We start from the raw sequence: 21,640 nt of genomic DNA, 5'->3' as shown, positions 1-21,640 counted from the left end.
ACGAACACCTTTCAGCGTCGCAGTCGGAAGGACAGGTATGAGCAATTCCACGTTCGACGCCGACGGCATCACGCTCGAGAAAGTGCGTGAGTACGTCTGGGAAATCCCACAAGAGGGCGACATGCGCACCCCCGCCCGAGTGTTGGCGAGCGAAGCGCTCCTCGAGGAGATCAAAGAGGACAAGACACTCCAGCAGCTCAAGAACACGACGCATCTGCCGGGAATCACGAAACACGCGATCTGTATGCCCGACGGCCATCAGGGCTACGGCTTCCCGGTTGGCGGCGTCGGGGCACTTGACGCCGAAAACGGCTGTATCTCGCCGGGCGCGGTCGGCTACGACATCAACTGTGGGGTCCGTATGATGAAAACGAACCTCACGTACGACGATCTCAAAGGCAACGAGCAGGAGCTCGTCGACTCCCTCTTTGCCAACATTCCGTCGGGGCTTGGTGGGGGCGGCATCGTCGAATCCGGTGTCGACACCGTCGACGAAATCCTCGCTCGGGGCGTCGACTGGGCCCTCGAGAACGGCTACGCCGTCGAGGACGACCTGCTCCACTGTGAGGACGAAGGCCACCGGGAAGAGGCCGATCCCTCGAAGATCAGCCAGAAAGCGAAAGACCGCGGGAAAAACCAGATCGGCTCGCTGGGGTCGGGGAATCACTTCCTCGAGGTCCAGCGCGTGACTGACGTCTTCCACGACGAAGTGGGGTCGGCCTACGGGCTCGAGGAAGACCAGATCGTCGTTTTGATTCACTGTGGCTCCCGTGGACTAGGTCATCAGACGTGCAACGACTACCTGCGGAAGATCGAAAAACAACATCAGGGGCTGTTGAACAAGCTCCCGGACAAGGAACTCGCGGCCGCGCCCGCGGGCTCACAGCTGGCCGAGGACTACTACGGGGCGATGAACGCGGCGATCAACTTCGCGTGGGTCAACCGCCAGCTGATCATGCATCGCACGCGCGAGGTCTTCGAGCGCGTCTTCGACCGCTCGTGGGAGGAGATGGAGATGGACCTGCTCTATGACGTGGCGCACAACATCGCGAAAAAAGAGGTCCACGACGTTGATGGGGAAGAACGCGAACTCTACGTCCACCGCAAAGGAGCGACACGGGCGTTCCCGGCCGGCCACCCCGACGTGCCGGAGGCCTACCGCGACGTCGGCCAGCCAATCATCATCCCCGGCAGCATGGGTGCGGGAAGCTACGTCCTCCGCGGTGGCGAGAACTCGATGGAGCTGACGTTCGGCTCGACCGCCCACGGTGCGGGGCGACTGATGAGCCGAACCCAGGCCAAAAACGAGTACTGGGGCGGCGACGTCCAGGACGAACTCGAGGCCCAGGACCAGATCTACGTCAAAGCCCAATCAGGTGCGACGGTCGCCGAGGAAGCGCCGGGTGTCTACAAGGACGTCGACGAAGTCGTCCGAATCTCAGACGAACTCGGTATCGGCGACAAGGTCGCACGGACGTTCCCCGTCTGTAACATCAAAGGCTAAGCGTCGGCCAGCGCCTCGAGCAGCATGTTCTCGAGCGGGTCTTTGGCGGCCTCGTTCTGGATGTTGAGCGCCGAACAGTCGATGAGTTCCTCGACGAGATTGACGCCAGCGGTCGTGTTCGTCGTGATCCCTGCCACGAGATCAGGCGAGTGTCCGAACGCCTCCTCGATGCCGACGACTGCGTAGGGATCGGACGCACAGAGCACGGTGAACGCAACGTGATCCTCGAGCATGTCGACCACGGCGGCCCCGTTGTACGGCTCGAGCGGGCTGGCACCGACCTCGGCGACGATGACGTCTGCCTCCTGCAGACGGCCGAGGACAGGGCGAACGGCGTCCCGGAAGGTTGCTTCGGGGACGACTGTCGTCGGCAGCCCCGCGTCGACGAAGTCGTAGATGGGGTCTGCACCCGCCACTTCCATCGATAACACGTCTTCGTAGGTCCCCGCCCCCGTCAGCTTGCAGGCAGCGACATCGTATCCGTTTTCGACGAGCACACGGGTGATCACCCGTCCAGTCATGGTCTTTCCAGCCGACATACTCGTTCCGAGGACGAGGACGACCGGCACGGCAGGTGTCGTCGATGGAGCTGTCAGGCCGTAGTCGGACATTCGAGAGACAGCATCGTCGATGACAACGTGCCCTTCGTACTCGAGTTCGACCGGTGTCTGAGTGAACGGTGAGGCAGAGGTGACTCGACCGAGAACGCCGCCTCCGGTCAGGATATCTAACAGCCCATCGTCGCCGACATCCCGCCAGCCGCCGACCAACTCACGGGTCGCTCGACGAGTTCCAAGCGCGCCGACGACCGTCTCACCCTCCATCAGTTCGACACGTCTCCCGCGCGGGTTCTCGATCCTGACGCCGGGATCTGGTCGTTTGGTGACCCGACCAAACACGTACTCCCCAGTCTCCCACGCTGTCTTCGGACGGGACTGGATCTCGTACGACCGCTGCTCGAGGTCGGCGATTCGTGTCACGGAGGTGTGGACGTCTGCGTTCATAGCCATGGTGCTGTGAGTTGGATCATTGCTGTGGATCGGTTGGAAGCGGTTCGTCGTGTACGCAGGCGGCCAGAAGTGCCACCCGGTCAACGAGTGCATCGAGTTGCACGTGCTCGTACGTCTGATGGGCCCCGTCGCCGACGGCACCGAACCCGTCGATCGTGGGAGCGTGTTGACTGGCGTCGTTTCCGTCGCTTGCACCTCCCGAGCGCGTCCCCTCGAGTGAGAGGCCGAGACGCTTCCCAATCGTCTGGACACGGTCCCAAAGCAGGCGATTGCCCGGTGTCTGTTCCATCGGCGGCCGCCCAAAGCCGCCGTCGATCGTCAGCTCCGTCCCCGGCGTCGTCGCTTCAAGCGAGTGGATCTGCTCGGTGACGGCAGCTGCCGTCTCATCGGTGGGTGCGCGAACGTCGACTTCGGCTCGTGCCTCCGGTGCGACGACGTTCGACCGCAGCCCAGCTTCCACCTGACCGACGTTGACGGTGATTCCCGACTCGATATCGGTGAGTTCGTGGAGTTGATGGATGACGGTTCCGAGTTCCTCCGTCGCACTGGCTCCTTCTTCTGGCTCGAGGCCGGCGTGGGCGGCTTTTCCCTCGATCGTGACCGTGAAATGCCCGACCGCTTTCCGTGCAATCTTGATCTTGCCCTCCGGGCCGCTGGCGGGCTCGAGTACGAACACTCGGTTCGCCTGTTTGGCGAGGTCGATGATGCGGGACTTGGATTCGGGACTCCCGATCTCTTCGTCGCTGGAGATGAGGACGTGAACCGGCAGTGACGGGTCGAGTGAGGCCGCGTCGAGGGCACGAAGCGCGAACACGGTCTGTGTCAGTCCGCCTTTCATGTCGAGCGAGCCCGGTCCCTCGAGGATGCCATCCCGTCTCTCGGGCGGGTTCTCGTCGACGGTTCCGAGCGGCCAGACAGTGTCTGCGTGTCCGATCACGAGCTGGATCTCGTCTGCGTCATCGCGACCGGCTGACCACGCCTCAAGCCGTCCGCCGGTTTCCTCGCCTGGAACGCGCTCCGTTTCCAGGCCGAGTTCGTGGAAGTCGTCCGCCAGTCGATCGAAGAAGTTGTCGAACGTTTCGGGGTTCTCGGTGGGCGTCTCCAGTTCGACCAACTCGAGGAGATACTCGGCAATGTCCGCTCGATGAGCGTAGACCCACTCCTGAATCCGGCGTTCAGCGGCGGATTCCGCTTCGGAGGGCGTCATCGCTCGAACCCCTCTGGGAACGGAAACGCCTGGGTTTCGCTCACCTCGGCGAACCGGTCGGGATAGAGATGTGCCAACACTGGGGCCTGCTCGAGTAGTGTCTCCGGCTCGATGTCGTCGCTGCGGTAGGCATCGGTGTGAACGTGTTTTTCGACGACGGTGCCGGCGACGAGGCCGGCTCCATCGAACCCATCGACGATGCGCTCGAGTTCACACTCCAGTACACCGTAGGCCCCAGCTACGGCGGGCGCATCGACGACGTCTGCGTCGACCGTTTCGACGTCCGTGAGCGAGGGTTTCTCCCCCTCGATACCCCGGGGAGCCGCGGCCAGGCTGGCATCGAGTATGCTCTCGGGCCGGGGGTAGCTGACAGTGAACGCCTCCGTCCGCTCGACGTTTCGATACGTCCCGTGGTCGGGCGTACAGACGAACCCGAAATAGTCCGACCACCCCAACGGGGTTGCCATATGTTTTGGCGCCAGGTTTTCCGAACCGTCTTCTTCACGTGTGCCGACGATCACCAACGGAGCGGCTGTATACAGCGTCTCGAAGAACGGCTGATCCGGCTGCAGCGTGATGAGGTCGGGATCATTGGAGAGGGTCATGTAACTGTCCGTGTGTGATATAGACGCCCACGAACCATACTGGTTTTGTAAGCTCACATAACTATCCGCAGCCGAGAAGATTCGACGCGTGGCCGCTCGAGTCGGATGTGTCCGTCGCCCTCCAGTTTCGTTCGAGAACCCGCCTACCCACACCGATTTCCACAGCTACTTCAGTCGGAACGGGTTCTCGTCGTCGCTGTCGTCATCATCCGCTGCTGTCTCGCTCTCGTAGGGTTTTCGCGCTGTGATCGTTACTGTCGCCTCGGGGGTGTCCTCGTCAGCCCACGGGCTGTCGTAGGCCGAAATCTCGAGGTCGGTGACGTCCCAGCCCTCGTCCTCGATGAGTTCTACGAGGCGACGCTGGTCTGCAAGCATATCCTCGTCCATACACTCCTCGTTCGAGCGTCCACCGGGTAGTTCTTCCGCCGCTGCTCGAGTGTGACTCGCTGAAACAGAACAGATCGGCAAGAAGCCCCGTTCACGAAACCAAAAACAGTTACGAAACTGCGAGAAGCCCGGGATGTTTAAGCGGATCCGTCTGCTATCTGGTGGCATGCTCGCCGACGAGTTTGGACGCGAGGTAACCGGGGTTCGGGTTTCACTTACCGACCGGTGTAACTTCGATTGCGTCTACTGTCACAACGAGGGGTTAGGGGACACACGCGGCCCGATGGATCCACAGGACGACGAGATGTCGACCGACGACGTCGTTCGGTTTCTCGAGGTCGCCGCGGAGTTCGACGTCGACGCGGTCAAGTTCACCGGCGGCGAGCCGATGCTTCGCGAGGACTTAGCGGAGATCATCGAGCGAACCCCCGATCAGATGGAGGTCTCTCTGACCACGAACGGGACGTTCCTCCCGGGACGTGCCGAAGCGCTCGTGGATGCGGGCTTAGAGCGAGTCAACGTCTCGCAAGACGCCCTCGATCCGAAGGACTTTGCCGAAATCACGAAAAGCGGCGCGTACGAGAAAGTCATCGAGGGCGTCAAGGCGGCGCTCGAGGCGGGACTGGATCCGGTCAAACTCAACATGGTCGTTTTCGAACACACGGCCGGGTACGTCCCGCGGATGGTCGACCACGTCGCCGAAAACGAGGGGCTCCAGCTCCAGTTGATCGAGTACATGCCCGAACTAACTGGCAAGCCGGAGTGGAACGTCGATATCGAACGAGTGCACGGCTGGCTGGCCGAGCAGGCTGACGAGATTGAACACCGCGAGATGCACGACCGGAAACGGTACTGGGTCAGCAACGACGACGGTGACGGGCGGGGGATGGTCGAAATCGTTGACCCTGTCGAGAACCCGACGTTCTGTGCGAACTGCCATCGCGTCCGCGTGACTCACGAGGGATACCTGAAAGGCTGTCTCAACCGCAACGATGATCTCAAATCGATGGGTGAGATGTCCAAACCCGAGATCCGCGAGGCGTTCCGCGAGGTCGTTGCCAATCGGGTTCCCTACTACGGCGAGTATATGATTCAGAACGCCGACGGCGAGTGGGAACTCAACGACAAGTACATCGGAGAGTACGCCGGAATCTGATTCGACACATTGGATGGATGCCGGACCTCGGATCGTCTATCCGCCCCGCGAATGTGAGGGGATGACGTTGTGGCCACCTTTCGTTGCGCTTAAGTACCCGTCGGCGGTAGGTTGGGGTGCAATACGTGTAGGGGAGTAGTCCCCGAGTCCGTGAGGGCGATGATAAAGACACGGTGTTGTGGTAGCCAAGCGGCCCAAGGCGCATGGTTGCTAACCATGTGGCGTCAAGCCTCCGGGGTTCGAATCCCCGCCACAACGTCGGTTACACCTTGGCTGGCATTTCCGTCAGCCGAATTTGCAACGCGCGCAGACAGACAGAGATACACGACACATGAGCGAGGAAGAACCTCAAGAACAACAAGACGACGAAGACCTTCAGTACTTCGTCCGCATCGGTCAGACCGACCTTGATGGGACGAAGTCTGTCGAGCGCTCGCTCTCGGAGATGAACGGGATCGGTCGACGAACCGCCCGACTCATTGCCGACGAAGCGGACGTTGATCGGACAGCGACGTTCGGTCGTCTCGACGACGACGTCATTGAAAACGTCGTCGACATCGTAGAGAACTATGCTGGGAACGTTCCTGACTGGCTCAACAACCGCCAGTCGGACTTTTATTCCGGGGAGACAACCCACGAGATCGGTAACGATCTCCAACTCACCCGCCAGCACGACATCAACCGGATGAAGATGATCGACTCCTACAAAGGAACGCGTCACAAGCGCGGACAGAAGGTCCGCGGTCAGCGAACCAAGTCCACCGGTCGTACGGAGGGCACCATCGGAGTCAACGTCGAAGAGATCCGCGAAGAGCAGGCAGAAGAAGCTGCTGCCGAGGAGGATGACGAATAATGCCACTCGGAACAGACACTAAAAAGTACGAGACGCCGAATCACCCATATCAGGGTGAACGGATCGCCTCCGAGCACTCCCTGCTCGACCGCTACGGGCTGTCGAACAAAGAAGAGCTCTGGCGAGCACAGTCCGAGCTTCGCTCCTACCGGCGCGAGGCTCGAGAACTGCTCGGTCAGGCCCAGGACGACGAAGCCGTCATCCGCCGCTCCGAGGAGTTCCTCGGACGACTCAAGCGCGTTGGTGTGCTTGACGAGACCGACGAACTCGGCGATGTGCTGAGCCTCGAGATCGAAGACGTTCTCGAGCGCCGTCTCCAGACGGTTGCCTACCGCAAAGGGCTGGCCAACACGCCACAGCAGGCCCGACAGTTCATTCTTCACGGGCACATCGTGGTCGGCGAACAGCGCCACTGCATCCCATCGTACGTCGTTGACGTCGATGAGGAGGACCTCGTCGCATTCGACGAGAACAGCTCACTCGCAGACGAACTCCACCCGGAACGAGCGGAGGGCCAATAACATGAGTCAGGACGACGAGAAATGGGGCGTAGCCCACGTACACGCATCGTTCAACAACACCGTCATGACCGTGACCGACCTCACGGGCGCGGAGACGATCGCGAAGTCCTCCGGTGGGACGGCGGTCAAACAGAACCGCGACGAGGCGTCGCCGTACGCGGCCATGCAGATGGCCGAGTCGATCGCCGAAGAGGTCAAAGCGGCTGGCATCACGGGCCTGCACGTTCGCGTCCGTGGCCCCGGTGGCAACCTCCAGAAGTCTCCCGGGCCAGGCGCACAGGCAACGATCCGCGCACTCGCCCGCTCGGGCATCGAAATCGGGCGCATCGAGGACGTCACGCCGATCCCACACGACGGATCGCGCGCACCGAAAGGCAAGGGCGGCTACTAGATCCATGACTGAAGACTACGACGTCGAGTTCGTCGAACACGAGGACCGGTACGCACGGTTCCTCGTTCGCGGTGTCACACCCGCGTTTGCCAACGGGCTTCGTCGCGCGATGCTCGCGGACGTTCCCACGTTGGCCATCGATACCGTCCGGTTCATCGAGAACTCGTCGGTCATGTTCGACGAGCAACTCGCACTCCGACTCGGGCTCGTCCCACTGACGACCCCACCCGAAGCCGAGTTCGCCGAGGACGACACCGTCACGCTCTCGATCGACGTCGAAGGACCAGCCACCGCCTACTCGGGCGATCTCGTCTCGAGCGACGATCTCGTGCAACCCGCAGACGAGAACATTCCGATCATCGACCTCAAGGACAACCAGCGCCTCGAGGCCGAGGCTGACGCCGTCTTCAACCGCGGCAAAAACCACGCGAAACATCAGGGCGCTGTCTCTGCAGGCTACCGACACCTTCAGCGTGTGACGGTCGTCGACGACCTGCCAGAGTTCGAAGAGCAGGAGTCCCGAATTATTCGCGGCGTCATCGAAGCAGACGGCGAACTGATCCAGACCAGCGAGTTCGATAACGATCTGTCGAACCGCTATCCTGGAAAGCAAGTCGAAGTCGAGGACGTACCGAACGCGTTCGTCTTCAACATCGAGACGGACGGCTCGTTCCCGGTCGATGAACTGGTTACACGAGCTGCAGACTCGATTGCGGCGCGTGCAACCGACCTCGAAGACGCAGTACAGCTGTAGACAATGAACCAACGCCCCCAATCCCGACACCGCGAGTCCGCGTTCACCGGCGCCGTGAGCGACGAGACCGGTACGCGCTCGCGACCTGGAATCGAAAGGGGTTTTACGGGGCAACGGATAGAAAGAAGTGCAAGCAGGGATAGCCAAGTCAGGCCAACGGCGCAGCGTTCAGGGCGCTGTCTCGTAGGAGTCCGCAGGTTCAAATCCTGCTCCCTGCATCCACTTCTCTCTCGTCGAACACACGGTGGCTGTTCGATCACGACTGACCGAACAGCGACCCGACTCGTTCGACACACAACCGATTCCACGATCGGTGAGACGCTTCCTCGTCTCTCCGATACGACCGACTTTGGAGGAAATCAATGAGTAGCAAGACTAATCCGAGGCTCAACGATCTTATCGCCGAGCTCAAGTCGACGTCCCGCGAGACGGACGCCGATGTCTGGCGAGACGTTGCGGACCGACTCGAGAAGCCCCGGCGCACCCACGCAGAGGTGAACCTTGGCCGTATCGAGCGATACGCACGCGAAGAAGAGACTGTCGTCGTTCCCGGTAAAGTGCTGGGCTCCGGCGCATTACAGAAAAACGTCACCGTCGCGGCTGTCGATTTCTCGTCGTCTGCAGAGACGAAAATCGACGCCGTCGGTGACACAGTACCGCTCGAGCAAGTGCTCGAAGAGAACCCACAGGGATCCAACGTGCGGGTGATTCGATGAGTATCGCAGAGTTCGACGCGGACGTCGTCGTCGACGCCCGTGACTGTATCCTTGGTCGCGTCGCCAGCGAAGTGTCCCAGCTCGCCCTCGACGGCGAGCGCGTCGCCATCGTCAACGCCGAAGACGCCGTGATCACCGGCGACAAAGAGGACATCTTCGACACCTACCGCACGCGCGTCCAGCTCGGCTCCGACAGCGGGCCGTACTACCCACGCCGACCGGACACGATCTTCAAGCGCTCGGTCCGTGGGATGGTGCCCTACAAGAAGCCGCGTGGCCGTGAGGCGTTCTCGAACGTCCGCGTCTACCTGGGCAACCCATACGAAGACGACGATGACCGCGAGGCCGAAATCCTCGAGGGAACGTCGCTGGACCGACTTTCGAACATCCGCTTCGTCCACCTGGGCGAAGTCTCCGAACAACTCGGTGCTAACGTCACATGGTAACGAACACGAGTGGAAAGAAAAAGACCGCCGTCGCTCGAGCGACCGTTCGCGAGGGTGAGGGTCGCGTCCGAATCAACTCCAAGCCAGTCGAACTGGTCGAACCGGAAATGTCCCGCCTCAAGATGCTCGAACCGTTCCGCATCGCCGGTGAGGAACTCCGCGGCGACATGGACATCGACGTTCGTGTCGAAGGTGGCGGTATCAGCGGCCAGGCAGACGCCGTCCGCACGGCCATCGCACGCGGAATCGTTCAGCACTCGAACGACGCCGAACTCCGTGATGCGTTCATGGAGTTCGACCGCTCGCTGCTGGTCAACGACGTTCGCCAGTCCGAACCGAAGAAGTGGGGCGGCCCGGGCGCTCGGGCTCGCTACCAGAAGTCCTACCGCTAAGGTGATTCAATCATGATGGTACCGGTCCGGTGTTTCAGCTGTGGGACTGTCGTCGGCGAACACTGGGAGGAGTTCGACGAGCGCGCACAAGAGGGCGACGAGGACCCACAAGAAGTCCTCGACGAACTCGGTGTCGACCGCTACTGCTGTCGGCGCATGCTCGTCAGTCACACCGACCTCGTCGACGTCGTCTCTCCATACCAGTAACATGCAACAGGAACGTTACAACCGCTACGAGAAAGCCCGCATCCTCGGTGCACGAGCACTGCAGATCTCTTACGGCGCGCCGGTGTTGATCGAGACGGATCAGTCCGAACCGATCCTCGTCGCTGCTGAGGAGTACGACGCTGGCGTGTTACCCTTTACCGTCAAACGAGGGAAGCAATGACACTGATCACAGACATTCGACTCCGACGCATCCTCGATTCGCGTGGCAACCCCACCGTCGAGGCAGATGTCGTTACCGAAAGCGGTGGCTTCGGCCGTGCTGCAGCACCAAGCGGTGCCAGCACGGGCGAGTATGAAGCCGTCGAGCGACCACCATCCGAGGCGATCGCCGCGGCTCGAGAACATGCCGTGGGGCGACTCGTCGGCGACGCCTACGCAGGCAACCAGCGAGAAGTCGACTCGATTCTCCACGCGGCAGATGGAACCGATGACTTCTCCGAGATCGGTGCCAACAGCGCCGTCGCCATCTCGATGGCCGCTGCAAAAGCCGGTGCCGACGTGCTCGGCGCACCGCTGTTCCAGCACTTAGGCGGTGCGTTCCGTGGCGAGAACTTCCCAGTGCCACTGGGCAACGTCGTCGGCGGTGGCGAACACGCAGCCGACGCAACCGACATTCAGGAGTTTTTGGTCGCACCCGTCGGCGCTCCAAGCGTCGAAGACGCCGTCTTCGCCAACGCAGCCGTCCACAGCACCGTCGCTGACCTCCTCGAGGAACGCGACGTCCCATGTGGAAAGGGTGACGAAGGCGCGTGGGCACCCTCGATCGACGACAGCGAGGCGTTTGAGATCGTCGACGAAGCGGTTTCGATGGTCGAAGACAATGTCGGTTTCAATATCGGCTTCGGCCTCGACGTCGCCGGTGCGGAGCTGTACGATTCCGAGTCGGAAACGTACGAGTACAGCGACACGAGTCGCGACACCGACGAGCAGATCGCCTACATCGCGGATCTGGTTCGCGAGTACGATCTCGTCTACGTCGAGGACCCGCTCGACGAGAACGATTACGACGCGTTCGCAGACCTCACCGACGAGGTTGGCGACCAGACGCTGATCTGTGGTGACGATCTGTTCGTCACGAACACCGAGCGTCTCGTTGACGGGATCGAACGCGGCGCGGCAAACAGCATCCTGATCAAACCGAACCAGATCGGGACGCTGACCGATGCCTTCGACGCGATCGAACTCGCGACACAGAACGGCTACGACTCCGTGATCTCCCACCGGTCGGGCGAGACCGAGGACACGACGATTGCACACCTCGCCGTCGCAACCGACGCACCCTTCATCAAGACGGGTGCCGTCGGTGGCGAGCGAACCGCCAAGCTCAACGAGCTCATCAGAATCGCAGACGACGCGACATGACAGAAAACGACGCAACCCAGGAAGGGCTCGACGCAGCCGAAGACGAGATCGACGAGGAGCCAGCCGAAGGGCCTGGCCCCGCCGCCGATCCCGAGGACGACGTCGAGCCAGTTGACGAACAGCCCGCCGACGCCGACGCCACCGAGGCCGACGCCGATGCAGAACCAGCCGACGAAGACGCCGGTCCAACCCTCGATGACGACGTAATGGCCGACGAGGAGGCCGACCTCCTCATCCCCGTCGAGGACTATCTCGGCGCCGGTGTCCACATCGGGACCCAGCAAAAGACCGACGACATGGAGCGGTTTATCCACCGTGTCCGAACCGACGGGCTCTACGTCCTTGACGTCGGCAAGACCGACGGCCGTATCCGTACGGCCGCGGACTTCCTTTCGAACTACGACCCAGAGCAGATCCTGGTCACCTCGAGCCGACAGTACGGTCGCTTCCCGGCAGAGAAGTTCGCCGAAGCCGTGGGCGCTCGTGCCCGCACCGGCCGCTTCATTCCCGGAACGCTGACCAACCCCAAATACGACGGCTACATCGAACCCGACGTACTCGTCGTCACGGACCCGATCGGCGACGCCCAGGCCGTCAAAGAGGCCATCACGGTCGGGATTCCCGTTATCGCAATGTGTGACTCGAACAACCAGGTCAGCAACGTCGATCTGGTCGTCCCGACGAACAACAAGGGTCGCAAGGCCCTTTCGGTCGTCTACTGGCTGCTCGCCAACGAAGTCCTCGACCGCCGCGGTGCCGAGCCATCGTACTCGCTCGAGGACTTCGAGAGCATGGTCTAACCCGTTTTAACGCTGTTCGTTTTTCTCGATCTGCGCGGTTCCGGATGCGTAACAACTGAAACGCAGTAGCGACGATAGCGATGGCAAAGGAGTTACGTACACACCGGGACAACGACGACTATGATCGATTCACTGTTCAAATTCGAAGAGGAGAAGATGCCGCTCCCGGTAATCGCCGCGACGGCGGCACTCATCGCGATCTTCGCGGTCGGGATTCCGTATCGCATTCTCGTCGGCCTCTTCTGAAGCCGACCCCTTCGCCACCATAGTAACAACTGAACCGATGTACACACGCATCGCACAGCCATCGTGCGATGCGGTGTGCATTGATTTTCAATGGCTACTACAGTTCCGCATCGAGAAAGTCCGGACGACGGCTTCTGTGATCGAACCCGAAAGCGACTGACTGCGACGACGTTCGACAGTCACGCCTACGTACATTTAAGTATAAAAACGGAACCAACCGGGGCATGGACTGGGAGACCCCTCTCGATGCGTGGTACACGTTTCTGGCAGTCTCTCTCGTCAGTGTGGCGGTCGCGGGTGTCGTACTCAGCCTGCCATCGGGACCGCCACCGGATGCCAACCAGGCGGCAAATACGATCGAACCAGTCGCGGGTAGCACCACTGAAACCAGCGCCACGTGGACGTACGATGCCGAGACGATTGCCATCGACGGAACGACGGTCGAGATGGAAAACGAGCACGGCACTACCCATGCCAGCATGGCGTACGGCGTCGTGGTTCCACTCAACGATTCTGAACGGCTGGAAAACATAACCCGCGGAGCGGCGTTCGAAGACGAGTACGAAGACGAACTGGCTGACGGAGACACACACGCAGTCGAAACATTCCTTTCGGAAGTCCGAGCCCAATACGAGACAAACAGCGGCACGCCGCTGACCGCAAGCGGTGAGCTAGTCGTTCGGCAACTCAGCGTCGACCCAGAACGTGACCGTCTCGCCCCGCTCGTCGAAACCGTTGATCTCGAGACAACAATCTCGGAGCTGTCAATCGGCGGCATCGGATACACAGGTATCGGAGCCGTTCAGGCATCGTATGACGGCGTCGCTGGGAACGGTATCGAACTCTCTCTCGATGGGAACTACGTCGGTCCGGATAACACATCCATCAGCGACGCCGATACCGACCGCGTCTTTTCCGACGGCGAGGGTGAACTCGAGGGAGACATCGAGTCATCACACCTCAGTCGGCCGGCCGCAGCTCCCGTCGACGTGACGATTGCGTTCGACGACGGTGAGACGTGTGAGCGAACGGTCGGACTCAATTCCGAGCCGACGTGTACGAACCTGCTACCGCGGTCTGTGGGGTTCGATGATGACGAGCCGTTTGTCGAATACAAGGAGGCAACCGAGAGCTACCATGTCACGCTGGTCGTCGTCTAGAGCACAGACAGAACCGATCGCAGCCCTCTTCGCCGTGATGGCGCTCATCACCGCCGTTGGACTGTACACTGTGTATCTCGGCGGTGTGCTCCCGGGGATGAGCGATCGTACTACAGAAGAGACGACGATCGATCGCATCTGGGACGACCTCGAAGACGACGAGCGGGGCGTCTTCCCCGCCTACGAGTACGACTCTGCCATGGACCGAAAAATGCGTGACACTATCGACCAGACGTCACTCCCAAACGGAAAGAACAGCTACGTCGCAGTGAGGGCCTACGAAGATGGTGAGCCGACCGTCTTTGCGTCGGCACACTTCGATTCCGATGGCGACGACCTACGAGACAGACAGCTGTCATCGACACACCCTGATTATGGCCCACCCCACGCAGCTAGAGAACCTGACGAGACGGGGATCGCTACCCGTTCGATTTCAGTCGAAGTCACAGAAGCCGACATCCGTGGTGGAACGCTTTACGTGGAGGTCTGGTGATCGTGGCTCGATTCGACGCCGAACGTGGTGTCAGCACCGTGGCCGATGTCGCTCTGGCGTTGCTCCTCATCACTGCAAGTGTGATGATCGTCGGCTACACCCTTGCCAACACGTCGACCAGTTCGACAGGCTCAGACGCAGCTCCGGCAGCTCATCCGCATGGGGATGCCGACAGCCTGTCGGCGACCCAGACCACAGCAGTCCTCAGTACATCAACAGTCTCCATTACGTACAGCCTCGAGGCTGTCACGGACGAAGACGCGTTCTCCGAACCAGTTATCACAAACGAGCAGACGTACACACGAACCGACCACGGCCCGCCGCTCGGGCTCTTGGCCGACGCCGCGGTGACGAATCATCAACTCGATGGCGAGCCCGTACTGGCGTACGGCGAGGAGTACGAGGCGGCCATTGACTGGGCGATTCGACACACGCTGCTCGGTGCCGAACAGAATTTCTACATCGTCGCGACGTGGGAGCCGTATGCGAATGCCAGTCTCAACGGAACTGCGACGGCCGGCGAACGGCCACCCGCCACCGCAGACGTCTCCAGTACAACGACAACCGTCTCGAGTGGCTTTTCGGAAATCGGCGAGGACGAACTCGAATCGAACTGGCTGGCAGCAGACGACTGGTGGGACGACTGGATCGACGACGTGGCCGACGTTCACCCAGCGGTCGACGATTCGTCGGACGTTCCGGGACTGAAAGGGGCAGACAACAAGTCATACGCGGCAGCCGGGACTGTAATCGGCGACGAAATCGTCGACGGGCTCTTTCCGCCCGAATCGGCCCAGTACGCACTTGAGGATCAGGGTATCGAGCGAGCGCTCACGGTCTACCACTACAAATCGATGGTCGACACCATTGGGGAGTTCTCGTTTCGGAGTGCGGATACGCACCGGCCACTGGTTCGGTCCGAAGCTCGGGCCGAAGAAGCGAATCGAAAAGTCCTCGTTGGACAGGAAGGCGGCTACGACGTTACCGACGCAGACGCACTCGCTGCCTGGATCGCGGCGGACATCCCTCAAGCGTTTGCCGAGGAGTTCGACACGATCGACGAACGCTACGACGGGACCGAGCGCGATGAACGGAAAGTCGAGACCGTCGTCGATGCACTGGCAACCGAAGACGTGACCATCACCATCCAGACCTGGGACGAATGAGACGCACCTGCCCACACACGATTTCGATCGCAGACGACGACAGAGCACGGATTCCGTTCGCAATTATCGGTGTCTTGCTCCTCGTGAGTTCCATTATGATCGTCTCGACGCTTCAGACGAGAACCGAACCGAGGATCGACCGGAGCACGGAGCTAGCAGTCGACCGCGGTGAAGCGTACGCGATCAGTGAACTCCGTCACGCAACCGTCCGTGCAACCGACACCGTCGTTCAGTCGCCAGTGACCACCGTCGATGCCGATATGGATGGCGTTCTCGACGACGACTCCGCGTTCGAAGACCAGACGCGACTGACCATTCTTGCCGAAGCCACCGCAGCACTCGACGGTCGTGAACAGACCGTCGGACAGGGTCGGACCGTCGAAGTGTCGCTGCCCGACGTCGACGACTGGAGCAACGACGACGACCTCGAGTCGGCACTCGAGTCCGTTACACTCAAGGAAGACGACGGAATCATGGATGTGACGATCGACGGCGTCGAGTTCACTGTCAGGGACGCGGATGGCAACCTCGAGACGACGGTCTCGCGCGATATCACCGTGTCAGTGGGAACGACCATGATGAAACTCCACGAGCGTGTCGAGGAGTACGAGGCGCACCTGAACAAAGGCATGCTCGATAGCATCGACGATCGCAAGGGGTACGGCTACGACCTCACAAAGCGGTTGTGGCCGCTTGTCTGGGGCAAGGCCTACTACGATCGGTTGGTGAGTGATCCAGGAGACCGGGCCTTCGAGAACGTCACGCCGAACGACCACACAGAGGTCATGGCCAACGACGCGCGGCTGACGGCACAACAAGAGGTCTTCGGAACACAAGATGACTATGGCAATCGCGTGATGGCAGGTCCGTTACTGTGTCTGTCGTATGACCTTTCGGATAGTGCACTCGATCTCGGTGAGACGTACGATTTCGATGCAATTGCCGCCGATCTCCACCCCGACGAGAACGTCAGTACCGTCGATGATCTCTGTGCAGCAGGGGCCGTCTCCCCGGACGGCGAGCTACCGGATATGCCGACCGTCGAAGAGATTGTGGCAGGAATGCTCGAGAACGTCGACAAGAACGGCACGATCCAGGGCCATCCGTTCGCCGATATGGCGATGTACGAGATGGAAGCCGGGCTTGGACAAGGCGACCTCGAGGACGAGATGCGAGCTGGGCTCAACGAGACGGAACGGTTCAATGAGGCGTATCTCGAGGATTATTATGACGATGTTGGGAATGATCGAACGGACATTAGCGATGTGGAAGGAAAAATCGATGATCTTTCTGCTCTGATAGATTCTCTCGAAGGTCTAAGGGAAGATGCTGTTGAAATAGATGATGCAAATACAGTCATTGATGATGTATACACCGTGAATGGGGAACTTGGAACCGTCAGTAACTCTCCGTCAATGGATGGTCTCAGACATCCAGTTCCCACTCTGCCCGAGGAATACAATGCCAGTAATCACACAGAAGCCGATCGCACTTACTACACTACCAATACAGGTATAGATGCGAGTATCGATAAAGTGACTGAAGACAACGGTGATTCGAGCCTCGGCCGATCGCTCGTCGCGGTCGATATCGAAGTTGAAATGAGATATTCAACAGTTCGAGAATGGAACGACACCACAACCAATTCTTCTGTCGATGTTTGGGAGTCTGAATCACGGTATGCAAATTTTACGGCCTCGTTCGAACTCGACGGAGAATTTGCTCCTGACTTGGAAATTAATCCGACTGGCGTTGATCACATACTCAATCACGGCGGATCTACAGACGCATACGTGGGAAGTCCGACCAACTGGAAAGATGCAGCGGGTGAAGTCACCAAAGAATTCTTTGGACAGGATTTCAACAGTGACTCAGATTTTGAAAGTTGGCTAAGTGGGAAAGTCGGAGATATTGAATCGACGAGCGATTTCGAAGACGCGATCAACTACGACAGCGGCTTCGACGAAGATATCCAACTATCGCCACGTAGCGAGAATACTCTTCACAGCCATATTGTCTGGAACGATCTTATAGAGGTCCACAATGAGACCGTGACTGAGATTGAACCGATTGAGGCCGAAGTTATGCAAATGCTGACAGCTGAGAGTAGCCCAATCAGAGAAATCGATGAAAATGTCGAGGAGGTGGAAGAGAAATACGTAGTTGATAACGTTGAATTTGAAGATGCGCCCGACGTTGCCAAAATGGAAGCTAGACAGGCATACTTCGACAACATCTACGAGCACATCGATGAAATGGCGAGCGAACACGAGAAAGTGACGACTGGTGGTGGGAATCTCATCGATAGTCTTCTCGGCGGCTTCTTAGATTCCGTCAACGAGATTATCAACGGTCCGATGGACCTGCTCGACGAAATGCTTGGTTCAGGCGAAGACCTGCTTCAGGACGAAGGGGGCGCTGAAATCGATACACCAGATGTTCTGAACGACGTGCACGTTGCTGTCGACGGTTCGCCGACGTATCACTCATCTCAGGTTGCGGTCAACCAGACCGAGGTGCCAGCAGTGCGGGCCGAAGGTGATGGACCGCTCGAGATCGATGACGAGATGGATTTCGCACCGATGGGTTCTGGGTACGAAAACGAGGTCGGGCTACCCGGCTTCCCATTGATTCCGTGGCCGCCACTGTTCTACCTGCAAGTCGATGCGTGGGAGATCGAACTCGAGGGCGAATATGCTCGCTTCGAGGTAGAAGCGACCAGTGACGATCCGTCGAAAGTCGGCTCCACGACATACGTCCGCGAAGACAAAGATGTCACGCTCGAGACGCCCAATGGCACCGACCTCAAACTAGGTTCGACTGATCCGATTAGTTACGAGAATAGTCAGTCGATTCTCGTCGTGGTGCCCGCGCCGCAGTTCCTGCCACAGGGTGCGCCCGGCGTCGGCGATAATCAACTCGGAAGCGACGCACCCGGTGAGATGTGTTCACCGCTCTGGGAAGAGATTGGACCCGATTTCGATAAGACTGATCCTGAATCTAAAAAGAACGGCTGTCTGTAAGACTGAGTATGATAACTGCGTCCACAGCAATTTGTTTTAGCAACTGTATGTGTTAGCGAAAATTATAGTTCTGTTTAGAAGTGGGGTTTTCACGTAAGAGCATAGTTCCTGGAAGAAGCTACAACTGCGATATCTAGGTGAGAACAAAACGATGGATCAGGCATCTTCAATCGCGTACAGCGTGTCATCACTAGACGGGGCGTAAATTGTATCGTCAAACACTGTTGGTGATGCAGAGAACCGAATCTCACTGTCATCTGGTCGCTCGTATTTCCAGATTAGGTCGCCGGAGTCCGCATCATATCCCCACATTCTAAATGAGGTTGCGACGTAACATATCCCACTCGCAACGACGGCGTCGTACGGTTCAAGTGCGACATCGTCTCCAGCCTCCCATTCGATACTGCCGCTATTGATATCAACAGCAACGACAGACCGCGGTCCAGTAAGATAGACCATTCCTTCAGCGACGGCTGGACTTCCTCCAGCTATATCGACATCAACTGCCCACTCTTCCTCGCCTGTATCGGTATCAATCGCATGTAGACGTTCTTCTGTGTTTACCACGTAGACTGTGCCGTCAACGACAACCGGGTTGCTTGCAGCGACACTTCCACCATTGTCTGGTTCGAACGTCCATTCAATTTCTGGAGTGTCAACGTTGATCGCATGAAGCCCTGCTGACCGACCAATGTACAATGTTTTGTCGTCGAATGCCGGCCATTCGGTAGTCACATTGGCTAAGGGGGTGTCAATAACCTTCGTGGATTCGCCTGTGTCGAAATCGAACCGCCAAATAGCATCATCCGATGCAATGAAAATGCCATCCGATGTCGGAATGGGTTGAGTAACGAAAGCGCTGACTGAGTTATTTTGTTCTGACTCCCACTGATCCCCACTGTCGGTATCGTATCCATACAGCGTTTCATCACTGACAGGACCATAGATCATCTCATCATGGACAATAGTCGACCCACCGACATTTCCTTTCCACTTAATTTCCTCTGTTTCAAGCTTCAATGCGTAGATACTCTGTCCCGCATTGGTTCCGTATAGCATTCCATCACCGATCGTGATGGGATATAGACCGGTCATCTCTGTATCAATAACCTTACGCTCAATTACCTCATCACCTGCTGGTCCAGTTGCATCCGGGTGATACCCCGTGTTCTGCAGATCAACACCATACATCGGCCAGTCACTGCTCGAGGATTCTTCACCGTCGCTGTCTCCGTGTTCGTCTTCTTCATTTCCGTTTTCGTCGCTTCCAGAACAGCCAGCAATCGCCGTTGTCCCTGCAACAGTTGCACACGTTCCGAGCCACTGTCGGCGTGACAGCTGAGTAACCATTATCGTCCCGTTCAAAGCGAACAAATAAATAACCATTGGTGTCTGAATTTTTGTCGGGAATAGAAGTCTAATAACGATTGTCGCCGCTCACTCGAGAAGATAGTTATTAACCGTCCTCGTGCGAACGGCTGGATATGGCAGTCTCGAGCGCTCCCGGCAAGGTGTACTTATTTGGGGAGCACGCGGTAGTCTACGGCGAACCCGCTGTTCCGTGTGCTATCGAGGTACGAGCACGGGTCGGTGTGGAACGACGGACGGATAGCAAACTGCGCATTCATGCCGAAGACCTCAGTCTAGATGGGTTTACGGTGGAGTACGGCGGGACGGCAGACGGGCCGCCCGACGTGGACGTCTCGGAGTCGCTGCTGACCGCAGCGATGGGGTACGTCGACGGTGCGATCGAACAGGTGCGGGACGTGACGGGCGAGGAAGACGTCGGTTTCGACGTGACGATCGAGAGCGATATCCCGCTTGGCGCAGGGCTTGGCTCGTCCGCGGCAGTCGCGGTCGCCGCAATCGACGCCGGAACCCGCGAGCTCGGGACGACACTCGAGGTCGACGAACTCGCTGAGCGAGCCTACCAGACCGAGTACGAGGTGCAGGGCGGACAGGCGTCTCGGGCCGATACGTTCTGTTCGGCCACTGGAGGTGCTGTTCGGGTCGAGGGAGATAACTGTCAGTCACTCGAGTCCCCCGATCTGCCCCTCGTCATCGGATTCGACGGCGGTGCCGGGGACACCGGGGAACTCGTGGCGGGCGTGCGGAGTCTCCGCGAGGAGTATGAGTTTGCGGCAGACACGGTCGATGCGATCGGCGATATCGTCCGAAACGGCGAGACAGCACTCGCTGCGGGCGATCTCGAGGAACTCGGTCGGTTGATGAATTTCAATCACGGACTGCTCTCGGCGCTCGGAGTCTCCTCTCGCTCGCTCGATTCGATGGTCTGGGCTGCTCGCGACGCCGGTGCAGCGGGCGCGAAGCTAACAGGTGCCGGCGGCGGCGGCTGTATCGTCGCGCTTGATCCGACCGACGAGACCCAGACTGCGCTGTCGTACACGCCAGGCTGTGCGGACACGTTCCGTGCTGAGCTTTCTGAAACGGGGGTCGAACGGCTCGAATGATCGTTCTGAAACTTGGCGGGAGCGTCATTACGGACAAAGAACGACCTGAAACGCTCGACGGCGATGCACTCGAGCAGGCCGCCGACGCCGTTGCGAGCGCACTGGCGGCTAACGACGATGACCTCGTGATCGTCCACGGCGGCGGCAGTTTCGGCCACCACAACGCCAGCGAACACGGCGTGAGCACGACTAACGGAACACACGACGCTGCGGCGGTTCTCGAGATCCACGGCGCGATGAAGACGCTAAATCAGTTCGTCCTCAGCCGACTGCTCGAGCGCGGCGTGCAAGCGGTGCCGGTTCATCCGTTCTCGACCGCTCACCGCGACGATGATGGCACCCTCGAGTTGCCGGCCGGCCAGATCGAGACGATGCTGTCGGAGGGGTTCGTTCCCGTGCTCCACGGCGACGTGATCGCCCACGCTGGCGCAGGCGCGACCATTGTCAGCGGCGACGAGCTGGTTGCTGAACTGGCTCGTGATCTCGCCGCTGATCGAATCGGACTCTGTTCGACAGTTCCCGGGGTGTTGGATGCGGATGATGCGGTTATCGATCGGATTTCGGCTTATGAGGACGTCGCATCCGTGCTCGGAGCCAGTGATGCGACTGACGTCACCGGCGGGATGGCAGCGAAGGTCCAGGCATTGCTTGCACTCGACGCCGAAGCGTCGATCTTCGGGCTCGAGGGGCTGGCGTCGTTTCTCGAGGGAGCGAATCCGGGGACGACGATCGAGTAGGTTTCCGACCGA

General features: G+C 59.4%; 25 protein-coding genes and 2 tRNA genes. 22 read left to right on the top strand and 5 right to left on the bottom strand.

From position 1 onward, the window contains the following. Positions 1 to 37: 37 nt before the first annotated feature. Positions 38 to 1,504 (top strand): RtcB family protein, encoded by a 1,467-nt coding sequence (locus tag DV706_RS11955; protein WP_006064332.1) that lies wholly within the window; start codon positions 38 to 40, stop codon positions 1,502 to 1,504. On the opposite strand, the gene DV706_RS11950 is transcribed toward DV706_RS11955, so the two are convergent. The 4 genes from DV706_RS11950 to DV706_RS11935 all read right to left on the bottom strand — a co-directional run bounded on the left by DV706_RS11950 (position 1,501) and on the right by DV706_RS11935 (position 4,713). Continuing rightward, positions 1,501 to 2,508, bottom strand: coding sequence for a hypothetical protein (locus DV706_RS11950; RefSeq protein WP_006064331.1), 1,008 nt, complete (start codon positions 2,506 to 2,508; stop codon positions 1,501 to 1,503). The genes DV706_RS11955 and DV706_RS11950 overlap by 4 nt on opposite strands. Before the next feature lie 22 nt (positions 2,509 to 2,530). Further along, complete coding sequence (locus DV706_RS11945) at positions 2,531 to 3,721, bottom strand: M20 family metallopeptidase (RefSeq protein ID WP_006064330.1); 1,191 nt, start codon at positions 3,719 to 3,721, stop codon at positions 2,531 to 2,533. Beyond that, on the bottom strand, positions 3,718 to 4,326 hold the full coding sequence (locus DV706_RS11940) for a flavin reductase family protein (RefSeq protein WP_006064329.1): 609 nt from the start codon (positions 4,324 to 4,326) through the stop codon (positions 3,718 to 3,720). Before DV706_RS11940 ends, DV706_RS11945 begins: the two co-directional genes overlap by 4 nt. 165 nt (positions 4,327 to 4,491) lie before the next feature. Then, positions 4,492 to 4,713: a hypothetical protein gene (locus DV706_RS11935; protein ID WP_006064328.1), complete on the bottom strand. Its 222-nt coding sequence runs from the start codon at positions 4,711 to 4,713 to the stop codon at positions 4,492 to 4,494. A 166-nt stretch (positions 4,714 to 4,879) separates the two neighbouring features. Between DV706_RS11935 and moaA the strand changes: the two genes are divergently transcribed. From moaA to DV706_RS11845, 19 genes are all read left to right on the top strand, one after another. After that, entirely contained in the window at positions 4,880 to 5,869 is a 990-nt protein-coding gene (gene moaA / locus DV706_RS11930; RefSeq protein ID WP_006064327.1) for a GTP 3',8-cyclase MoaA, read from the top strand. Between the two features lie 175 nt (positions 5,870 to 6,044). Continuing rightward, a tRNA-Ser gene (locus DV706_RS11925) sits at positions 6,045 to 6,127 on the top strand. Positions 6,128 to 6,200: 73 nt separating this feature from the next. Beyond that, on the top strand, positions 6,201 to 6,722 hold the full coding sequence (locus DV706_RS11920; protein WP_006064326.1) for a 30S ribosomal protein S13: 522 nt from the start codon (positions 6,201 to 6,203) through the stop codon (positions 6,720 to 6,722). Beyond that, positions 6,722 to 7,243 carry a 30S ribosomal protein S4 gene (locus tag DV706_RS11915; RefSeq protein WP_006064325.1) on the top strand — a complete coding sequence of 174 codons (522 nt, stop codon included), beginning with the start codon at positions 6,722 to 6,724 and terminating at the stop codon, positions 7,241 to 7,243. The genes DV706_RS11920 and DV706_RS11915 overlap by 1 nt, the downstream gene beginning before the upstream one ends. A gap of 1 nt (position 7,244) precedes the next feature. After that, complete coding sequence (locus DV706_RS11910) at positions 7,245 to 7,634, top strand: 30S ribosomal protein S11 (RefSeq protein ID WP_006064324.1); 390 nt, start codon at positions 7,245 to 7,247, stop codon at positions 7,632 to 7,634. Between the two features lie 4 nt (positions 7,635 to 7,638). Continuing rightward, a complete protein-coding gene (locus DV706_RS11905) occupies positions 7,639 to 8,388 on the top strand; it encodes a DNA-directed RNA polymerase subunit D (RefSeq protein WP_006064323.1) in 750 nt (249 codons plus the stop codon). A gap of 133 nt (positions 8,389 to 8,521) precedes the next feature. Beyond that, positions 8,522 to 8,606 (top strand) — tRNA-Leu (locus DV706_RS11900). A 144-nt stretch (positions 8,607 to 8,750) separates the two neighbouring features. Beyond that, on the top strand, positions 8,751 to 9,104 hold the full coding sequence (locus DV706_RS11895; RefSeq protein ID WP_006064322.1) for a 50S ribosomal protein L18e: 354 nt from the start codon (positions 8,751 to 8,753) through the stop codon (positions 9,102 to 9,104). Beyond that, positions 9,101 to 9,550 (top strand): 50S ribosomal protein L13, encoded by a 450-nt coding sequence (locus tag DV706_RS11890; protein ID WP_006064321.1) that lies wholly within the window; start codon positions 9,101 to 9,103, stop codon positions 9,548 to 9,550. The genes DV706_RS11895 and DV706_RS11890 overlap by 4 nt, the downstream gene beginning before the upstream one ends. Further along, positions 9,544 to 9,942 (top strand): 30S ribosomal protein S9, encoded by a 399-nt coding sequence (locus DV706_RS11885; RefSeq protein ID WP_006064320.1) that lies wholly within the window; start codon positions 9,544 to 9,546, stop codon positions 9,940 to 9,942. The genes DV706_RS11890 and DV706_RS11885 overlap by 7 nt, the downstream gene beginning before the upstream one ends. A 12-nt stretch (positions 9,943 to 9,954) precedes the next feature. Beyond that, the gene (locus tag DV706_RS11880) at positions 9,955 to 10,149 is read left to right on the top strand and encodes a DNA-directed RNA polymerase subunit N (protein ID WP_006064319.1); all 195 of its coding nucleotides are present in this window, start codon (positions 9,955 to 9,957) and stop codon (positions 10,147 to 10,149) included. A gap of 1 nt (position 10,150) precedes the next feature. After that, on the top strand, positions 10,151 to 10,330 hold the full coding sequence (locus tag DV706_RS11875) for a DNA-directed RNA polymerase subunit K (protein WP_006064318.1): 180 nt from the start codon (positions 10,151 to 10,153) through the stop codon (positions 10,328 to 10,330). After that, positions 10,327 to 11,532, top strand: a complete 1,206-nt coding sequence (eno, locus tag DV706_RS11870; protein ID WP_136350867.1) for a phosphopyruvate hydratase — start codon at positions 10,327 to 10,329, stop codon at positions 11,530 to 11,532. Before DV706_RS11875 ends, eno begins: the two co-directional genes overlap by 4 nt. Next, complete coding sequence (rpsB, locus tag DV706_RS11865) at positions 11,529 to 12,332, top strand: 30S ribosomal protein S2 (RefSeq protein ID WP_006064316.1); 804 nt, start codon at positions 11,529 to 11,531, stop codon at positions 12,330 to 12,332. Before eno ends, rpsB begins: the two co-directional genes overlap by 4 nt. Before the next feature lie 120 nt (positions 12,333 to 12,452). Further along, positions 12,453 to 12,578: a hypothetical protein gene (locus tag DV706_RS22310; RefSeq protein ID WP_006064315.1), complete on the top strand. Its 126-nt coding sequence runs from the start codon at positions 12,453 to 12,455 to the stop codon at positions 12,576 to 12,578. 224 nt (positions 12,579 to 12,802) lie between these two features. After that, positions 12,803 to 13,738, top strand: coding sequence for a DUF7283 family protein (locus DV706_RS11860; RefSeq protein WP_006064314.1), 936 nt, complete (start codon positions 12,803 to 12,805; stop codon positions 13,736 to 13,738). Next, positions 13,716 to 14,231: a DUF7285 family protein gene (locus DV706_RS11855; protein ID WP_136350866.1), complete on the top strand. Its 516-nt coding sequence runs from the start codon at positions 13,716 to 13,718 to the stop codon at positions 14,229 to 14,231. Before DV706_RS11860 ends, DV706_RS11855 begins: the two co-directional genes overlap by 23 nt. Positions 14,232 to 14,233: 2 nt before the next feature. After that, positions 14,234 to 15,397: a DUF7284 family protein gene (locus DV706_RS11850; protein ID WP_240756760.1), complete on the top strand. Its 1,164-nt coding sequence runs from the start codon at positions 14,234 to 14,236 to the stop codon at positions 15,395 to 15,397. Beyond that, entirely contained in the window at positions 15,394 to 18,420 is a 3,027-nt protein-coding gene (locus tag DV706_RS11845; protein WP_006064311.1) for a DUF7286 family protein, read from the top strand. Before DV706_RS11850 ends, DV706_RS11845 begins: the two co-directional genes overlap by 4 nt. Positions 18,421 to 18,576: 156 nt before the next feature. On the opposite strand, the gene DV706_RS11840 is transcribed toward DV706_RS11845, so the two are convergent. After that, positions 18,577 to 19,770: an outer membrane protein assembly factor BamB family protein gene (locus tag DV706_RS11840; protein WP_161569801.1), complete on the bottom strand. Its 1,194-nt coding sequence runs from the start codon at positions 19,768 to 19,770 to the stop codon at positions 18,577 to 18,579. Between the two features lie 134 nt (positions 19,771 to 19,904). Between DV706_RS11840 and mvk the strand changes: the two genes are divergently transcribed. Next, entirely contained in the window at positions 19,905 to 20,891 is a 987-nt protein-coding gene (mvk, locus tag DV706_RS11835; RefSeq protein ID WP_006064309.1) for a mevalonate kinase, read from the top strand. After that, entirely contained in the window at positions 20,888 to 21,628 is a 741-nt protein-coding gene (locus tag DV706_RS11830; RefSeq protein WP_006064308.1) for an isopentenyl phosphate kinase, read from the top strand. Before mvk ends, DV706_RS11830 begins: the two co-directional genes overlap by 4 nt. The last annotated feature ends 12 nt before the right edge of the window (positions 21,629 to 21,640 follow it).

This window comes from Natronorubrum bangense (assembly GCF_004799645.1).
GTDB lineage: Archaea > Halobacteriota > Halobacteria > Halobacteriales > Natrialbaceae > Natronorubrum > Natronorubrum bangense.
This window is presented reverse-complemented; position numbering and strand designations above follow the sequence as displayed.

Excerpts from the sequence above, each read along its gene's own strand:
- DV706_RS11955 (WP_006064332.1), top strand. The coding sequence starts at position 38 with ATGAGCAATTCCACGTTCGACGCCGACGGCATCACGCTCGAGAAAGTG.
- DV706_RS11950 (WP_006064331.1), bottom strand. The coding sequence starts at position 2,508 with ATGAACGCAGACGTCCACACCTCCGTGACACGAATCGCCGACCTCGAG.
- DV706_RS11945 (WP_006064330.1), bottom strand. The coding sequence starts at position 3,721 with ATGACGCCCTCCGAAGCGGAATCCGCCGCTGAACGCCGGATTCAGGAG.
- DV706_RS11940 (WP_006064329.1), bottom strand. The coding sequence starts at position 4,326 with ATGACCCTCTCCAATGATCCCGACCTCATCACGCTGCAGCCGGATCAG.
- DV706_RS11935 (WP_006064328.1), bottom strand. The coding sequence starts at position 4,713 with ATGGACGAGGATATGCTTGCAGACCAGCGTCGCCTCGTAGAACTCATC.
- moaA (WP_006064327.1), top strand. The coding sequence starts at position 4,880 with ATGCTCGCCGACGAGTTTGGACGCGAGGTAACCGGGGTTCGGGTTTCA.
- DV706_RS11920 (WP_006064326.1), top strand. The coding sequence starts at position 6,201 with ATGAGCGAGGAAGAACCTCAAGAACAACAAGACGACGAAGACCTTCAG.
- DV706_RS11915 (WP_006064325.1), top strand. The coding sequence starts at position 6,722 with ATGCCACTCGGAACAGACACTAAAAAGTACGAGACGCCGAATCACCCA.
- DV706_RS11910 (WP_006064324.1), top strand. The coding sequence starts at position 7,245 with ATGAGTCAGGACGACGAGAAATGGGGCGTAGCCCACGTACACGCATCG.
- DV706_RS11905 (WP_006064323.1), top strand. The coding sequence starts at position 7,639 with ATGACTGAAGACTACGACGTCGAGTTCGTCGAACACGAGGACCGGTAC.
- DV706_RS11895 (WP_006064322.1), top strand. The coding sequence starts at position 8,751 with ATGAGTAGCAAGACTAATCCGAGGCTCAACGATCTTATCGCCGAGCTC.
- DV706_RS11890 (WP_006064321.1), top strand. The coding sequence starts at position 9,101 with ATGAGTATCGCAGAGTTCGACGCGGACGTCGTCGTCGACGCCCGTGAC.
- DV706_RS11885 (WP_006064320.1), top strand. The coding sequence starts at position 9,544 with ATGGTAACGAACACGAGTGGAAAGAAAAAGACCGCCGTCGCTCGAGCG.
- DV706_RS11880 (WP_006064319.1), top strand. The coding sequence starts at position 9,955 with ATGATGGTACCGGTCCGGTGTTTCAGCTGTGGGACTGTCGTCGGCGAA.
- DV706_RS11875 (WP_006064318.1), top strand. The coding sequence starts at position 10,151 with ATGCAACAGGAACGTTACAACCGCTACGAGAAAGCCCGCATCCTCGGT.
- eno (WP_136350867.1), top strand. The coding sequence starts at position 10,327 with ATGACACTGATCACAGACATTCGACTCCGACGCATCCTCGATTCGCGT.
- rpsB (WP_006064316.1), top strand. The coding sequence starts at position 11,529 with ATGACAGAAAACGACGCAACCCAGGAAGGGCTCGACGCAGCCGAAGAC.
- DV706_RS22310 (WP_006064315.1), top strand. The coding sequence starts at position 12,453 with ATGATCGATTCACTGTTCAAATTCGAAGAGGAGAAGATGCCGCTCCCG.
- DV706_RS11860 (WP_006064314.1), top strand. The coding sequence starts at position 12,803 with ATGGACTGGGAGACCCCTCTCGATGCGTGGTACACGTTTCTGGCAGTC.
- DV706_RS11855 (WP_136350866.1), top strand. The coding sequence starts at position 13,716 with ATGTCACGCTGGTCGTCGTCTAGAGCACAGACAGAACCGATCGCAGCC.
- DV706_RS11845 (WP_006064311.1), top strand. The coding sequence starts at position 15,394 with ATGAGACGCACCTGCCCACACACGATTTCGATCGCAGACGACGACAGA.
- DV706_RS11840 (WP_161569801.1), bottom strand. The coding sequence starts at position 19,770 with ATGGTTACTCAGCTGTCACGCCGACAGTGGCTCGGAACGTGTGCAACT.
- mvk (WP_006064309.1), top strand. The coding sequence starts at position 19,905 with ATGGCAGTCTCGAGCGCTCCCGGCAAGGTGTACTTATTTGGGGAGCAC.
- DV706_RS11830 (WP_006064308.1), top strand. The coding sequence starts at position 20,888 with ATGATCGTTCTGAAACTTGGCGGGAGCGTCATTACGGACAAAGAACGA.